General features: G+C 36.8%; 4 protein-coding genes. All 4 read right to left on the minus strand.

Annotation, left to right across the window (positions count from 1 at the left end; genetic code table 11):
* Positions 1-372: 372 nt before the first annotated feature.
* Positions 373-1,026: a tetratricopeptide repeat protein gene (locus Q0X89_RS00130; RefSeq protein ID WP_297690577.1), complete on the minus strand. Its 654-nt coding sequence runs from the start codon at positions 1,024-1,026 to the stop codon at positions 373-375.
* Between the two features lie 256 nt (positions 1,027-1,282).
* Positions 1,283-1,489 (minus strand): cold-shock protein, encoded by a 207-nt coding sequence (locus Q0X89_RS00135; RefSeq protein WP_297690580.1) that lies wholly within the window; start codon positions 1,487-1,489, stop codon positions 1,283-1,285.
* Positions 1,490-1,503: 14 nt separating this feature from the next.
* Positions 1,504-2,478 carry an acyl-CoA desaturase gene (locus Q0X89_RS00140; protein ID WP_297690578.1) on the minus strand — a complete coding sequence of 325 codons (975 nt, stop codon included), beginning with the start codon at positions 2,476-2,478 and terminating at the stop codon, positions 1,504-1,506.
* A 670-nt stretch (positions 2,479-3,148) separates the two neighbouring features.
* Positions 3,149-6,120: M1 family aminopeptidase (locus Q0X89_RS00145; protein WP_297690579.1), on the minus strand; the 2,972-nt coding region annotated here is incomplete at its 5' end.

A 6,120-nucleotide genomic window follows, 5' to 3' on the forward strand; every position in this document is an offset into this window, starting at 1 on the left:
AAGTAATAGCGGAAGTTAGCTCTATATTTCGGTTACTTATCCGATAAGCAGATATTGGGTTTGACTTCCTAATTCCCAAAATCCCGAACGTATAAACACAGTTCATGATGTGCAGCTAAAAGCTTTAATGTCTCACAAGTGATATTTTGTTTGACAAAACAAATGAAAACAAAATTTTTGAATTAATTACAGATTTATTAAAAAAGTGATAATAGCTTAACACTAATTTTTTAATGAAATTAGATTTTCCTGATATTTGGTATTGTGCGGAAATAAATTTCCAGACTGTACGGGATAAATTATCTTAAATCCGTCACCACAGGGATCAGCATCAGGAATAACGACAGTATAATAAAATAAAGTGTTATTCTTCTATTCCTTCAAATAATTATCCAGCGGAACAAGAAGATTGTTCGCAGCACTGAGTTCTTGTGCAAGCGCCTGGGCTTCTGCAATCATTTCAGAAGTTAAGTCACGAGTAGCAGTAATATTCCGTTTAGCGTGGTTTTGGGGCGAGGGATCCATAGTAGCCGAAACTAAGAGCAGCGCTACGCCTGCTACCTTGTTTTCTTTCACACCCTGGCCCCGCACATAGAGCATACCTAAATTACCTATGGCCAGCGGATCTCCCTGCACGGAAGCCTTACGATACCACTCATTGGCCTTTACATAATCAATCGCAGTCCCGCGTCCATTTTCATAGAGCACTCCCAGGTTGTATTGCGCCGCTGAATTATCCTGAGCAGCAGATTTACCATACCAAACTACCGCTTCCTTTTCATCTTTGGCAACTCCAATGCCCTGCTCATACATCAAAGCCAAATTAAATTGGGAATCGGCATGGCCAGAGCTTGCAGCCGTGAGAAACTCTTTATAAGCCAGGGGCAGATTGTTGGCTTGATATGCTGCGATCCCCGCCCGGAAATTTGCATTTTCCTCGGCTTGAGCTTGAGTCTCGATAGTAAATATGGTAGTGGCCGTAATAAATATAATTAGAGTAAAAATTTTAAATCTATATATCTCCATAATGTATTGTTTCTTATATACTCCAATTTACAAATTAAAAAGTAGAAAAACTTTTGCACTAGCTATGGGATTTTGTAAGATATAGTCATCGTTAGTTCTACATTTTTATGTAGTATTTCCTATAATCGGCTTTCTGTCATTGTTGAGGCACTTTTAAAGGTATATTATAAATTCTTATTATTTTTTAATACAAATTACCGAAATAAAAAAAGCCATCAGTTATGATGGCTTTGTCTAAAATTTTTGGTATTGGGTTTTAGATAACTTCCACATTTACTGCGTTCATTCCCTTTTGTCCTTTTTCCAAATTAAACTTTACGTTGTCGTTCTCATGAATTTCATCGATAAGGCCACTTTGGTGAACAAAGATGTCTTCGTCTGAATCAACTGGTTTTATAAAACCAAATCCTTTGGTCCTATTAAAAAATTTTACTGTTCCTTCTTTTAAATATTTATTATTAATTATTTTTTTATTTATTAATTTATTATTGCCGGTGCTACAACAGGTTCTATTCTGCCTAATTCTCGAAGCATCTTTATATGATCCCAAATAGCGGCCCTGAGTGTTTTTTTGGTATGATAAGGAATACCATATTCCTTTGCCGTCTGTTCTACAATACCTGATATTTTTTTATAATGAATATGGCAAATATTTGGTAATAAGTGATGCTCTATCTGGTAATTTAGTCCACCAATTAGCCAGGATAATAGTCTGCTTCGAGGTGAAAAATTACTGGTGGTTGCTAGTTGATGTGCATGCCAGTCACCTTCGAGCATACCATTTCCATCAGGTAAGGGAAATTCTACACTGGGCATAATGTGTGCCACCTGAAACACAATACTTATCAAAATACCGGTTACAAAATGCATACTTAAAAAAGCCAGAATAATTATCCATGGCGCCAGAGGCACTATCAACAGTGGCAGGATTAATGCATAGGTGTAGTAGAGAAGTTTCCATCCTACTAATTTTACCAGTTCTGTTTTAAATTCATTTTTTTTACTGAAAAACCCTAACTTTCTATAGCGATTTATTCTTACAAAGTCCTTTGAAGTGATCCAGGAAACAGTAGACAGGCCATAGAAAAACCAAACATATATATGTTGAAACCTATGAAACCAATTCTTTTTGGCATGAGGTGAAAATCGCAGGATAGATGGAGGATTTATATCATCATCTGTTTGCTCTATATTCGTGTATGTATGATGTAATACATTGTGCTGAATTCTCCATACAGTCGCATTTGCACCTATTAGGTTCATGGAATATCCAAGGTATTTATTAACGTATTTATTAGTAGAATAAGAACCATGAATGGCATCATGCATAATGCCCATACCTATTCCCGCCATTCCCAATCCACTAATAATGTATAGGGTGAAAAGTATTCCGGCAGTGTTAATTAGACCGCTGTTGATTATGATCACTGGTAAAAAAAATAGTGATAACATAAGTACGGTTTTTAGAACCATGCTCTTAGTGGCATGTTTACTGAGATCATTTGATTTGAAATAGAGTTTTACTCTTTTTCTTAATGTCTTTGAAAAGTCGGAGCCCGATCTTTCTGAAAATTTTGGAGTTTTTATATTGTAATTATTTAGTTTAAAGCTGTAAACCGGCTTATGAAATTAGTGGAAACCAAATATGCTTGTTCACTAATGTTTTCTGACGGTAAATAATTTGAGGAATGTTGAAGAAACTAATTGATGTATATTGGGAAAATTACTTTTCACCAAAAATAATATCTAAACCAGAATCACTTCTTCTTCGTATCGGCTTAAAAAATGTTTTTTGCACTATTGCTATTAAAAACTAAAGAGAGCGGGAGTAAATTAAAGATCCGGGTAGATCGAAATAAAGTAAGGCTTTCTGACCTTTTAACAATCCAAAGATACATTTTATTTAAATTACTATTCCAAATAAAGTGTTAAACTGCTAAAAATGAGTAATTTATTAGTAGGAGTCATCAAATATTCATCAATTCCTATTTCTAACACCCGCTATTTAAATTTTGAGAAATACCAAGGCAAATGCTCGTCATGTATGGGTTTTGCATTCAAGTAGTTAAGTCAATATTAACCTTACTGCTAATTACAATTCTGTAATTATCCCAGATAACATTTATTCAAGTTTTTCTTCCACAGCTATCAAATTGTCGTCCGGGATGCGGTCAATCATCTTATTATATGGATCAATTCCTGCTTTGATGGGCATTTTATCGACCGTATAAGTAAAGGAACTTTCACCGGGCTTTACCCATTTTTTTTCCAGTATAATTGGCGATTTAACCGTCATTCCTAATTCATTCTTAACGTCTTCACCAAAAATACCAATTTCCAGAACATTTGGCCGTTCCGGTGAACCGAGGAGTTTTCCATTCCCATCAAAATGACTTTTGCCGCTTTGCACATCAATAATAACCTCGTATTGTCCATTTTCTAATTGCTTATAAGTTGCATTGGATGTCTTATTGGAATACAGGGTTATTTTTTCAAAACTATCTTCCAGATAATACTTTAAAGAATCCGGGGTAGCAGTATTTATAAAGTAATACCATTCCTTTGTAGTCGTAAATGGCGCTTTAGGGCGAAAAGCTGCAGAATCTGCATAACTTCTGAATGCGTTATTTAAATTCTTTTCCCCCACAAGGTCCTGCAGGGCATAAAGGATAAGCCCGCCTTTTCTGTACCAGACATAGGACTGATTGTCATTGTCGAGTAATGTTTTTTCAAATTTACTTTCATTCGCCCTGCTTCTTAAGTAACGATCCAGTTCTTCTTTAAGGAATTCCTGCATGGCATCCACACCGTATTCTTTTTTCATAACCATCAGCGAAGAATATTCAGCCATTGACTCCGAAATCTGATTGGATCCCCTGGTAGCTGAAGGCGTAATTTGGTGGCCCCACCATTGATGCGCTACTTCATGTGCCGTAACGGTATATACATAATCCAAATCTTCGGGGTCACTAAAATCTCCTACCCAACCAAAACTCTCGGCAAACGGGACTGTATTCGGAAAAGATTGGGCAAAGGTGGAATACCTTGGAAATTCCAGAATCCGCATTTGACGGTACTGATACGGACCATAATTTTCAGCAAAATAATCCAGTGAATGCCGCACCCCCTTTACAAAACGATCCATATTATAAGTATGTGTAGGGTGATGGAAAATTTCGATATTTACTTTGTCTCCATTTTTACCGGTCCATACCTCCTTATGCACATTATATCTGGCTGATGAAATATTATAAAAGAAATCCAAATCACCTTCCATTTTATAAGTGAAGTACCTGCGACCATCCTCTTCCCACTCCTTTTGTAAATAACCCGGCATAATGGCTATCTGATCCGGAGCTGTACTCACCGTTCCCTCAAAAGTTACATAATCCGCATCATCATTGAATAAAAGATTTTGCAAACCCCATTCGTCATCCTGTGGAGGAAGTTGATAATCTTTTATAGGAAGGTCATATTTCTTGCGGTCCTGATCACTTGTTAATTCACCCTGAGAGGAATATCCAAAGGAGGGAAAAAAGTTATTATTAAGGAAAGTACCGTTGTATACAATGTCTGATCCACTACCTTCATTAGGAAATCCCTCAAAAGATCCGGTTACTTTTAACTCCATAACCAGGGTGTCATTAGGCTGCATGCTTTTGCCAAGGGAATAGATCTCATAACCATAGGCTTCGTATTTTTTCCCAAGAACAGGCGTTTTGCCATCTATTTTAAAATCTTCAACTTTTTTATGGAAGAGTCCCGGCCCTCCCCAGTTGAGATGAAGAGAATCAATAGTTTCGTTAGATTTATTTACCATCTTATAGGTTACTTTAATTGTAGCCTGGCGCTCTTCGGGCACCAGATCTGCGTTTACCTTTACATCGATAACCTTGGGCTGCGTTTTCTGGTAATATTGACTTAAATGCTTCTCATAATCAGCAGAGGCTATGGTACCTGCCTTATCGGTCCTGTAATTATTTAATGTTTTGGTGTTGAAGTTTATAAAAGCTCCTGAGCCAAGCCATATTGCAGCCAACAGAATAATAGAAGAAAGCGTACTTACTTTTAATCTGCCCCTGGCAATCTGAAGACGGGCCTTACTTCCTGAATCTGTGCCTCGCTTCCAAAACAGAAAACCTACAAGGGTAAGTATTGCTCCAAACGCCAGCCAATACAGTCTGAACCAAAAAAGAGAAGTGCCAAAATGTCCAAAGCCATTCATGTCTGAAACTGTATAGCCAGGAGCATAGCCATATAGATAAAGATTGTTATCTACATCCAGAAAACTATTCAACCCAAAAAGTGTTGCCCAGATGGCAATAGCAATCACATGACCAATAAATTTTTTGGTCACCAAAGAATGTACGCAGAAAGCAAGCATTACAAAAATGATGTATTTGGGAAATTCAATAAGATACAGATCGGTAAAATACTTATCAAACTCAAAATTGAAATATCCTTTTATAACCTGATTAAAAACACCGCTTACAAGGATTAGGTTTACTAACAGAAAACTTACCAATGTAAGTGCCAGAAATTTAGAGCCGTAAACTATGCCATTGGGGATAGGTAATGACCCGAAAATCTGATCGTAGTTAACATTTCGTTCCCTGTGCAGGACTTCACCAGTCATAAAGACAATCAAAACAAATATTAAAATGATATAGGTAAAATCTTTTACCTCCAACATGTAATAGGTAAGGGGCAGGGAAGGGGTGCCATAAATAGGAAAGCCAAACCAGGCATCAAAAAACAGGAAAAGTACGGCAGCGACCAGTATGGCAATAAAGAAATTATCCCTGATGATATTTTTGAATTCCATCAAAGCCAGGCTAAAAAGAAGTTTGATGTTAAGTGCACGGGAATATACTTTACTGACTTCCGGAATTTTAGCATGAGTTGATGAAACCGCAGTAATATCTTCTTCCGTTTTTCTTTTTTTAGTACTGTAATTCCGGTTGAGAAAACGTTGAAAATCAAATCTAAAGACAGTATACAAAAGAGCTAACAGGCCAAGCCCTACCCAAAGCACACGATTCCAGACAAGCATCCCTTTAAAAGGTACCATTAAAGTATTTTGTTCTTCCGGAG

This window comes from uncultured Eudoraea sp., from assembly GCF_947258525.1.
GTDB lineage: Bacteria > Bacteroidota > Bacteroidia > Flavobacteriales > Flavobacteriaceae > Eudoraea.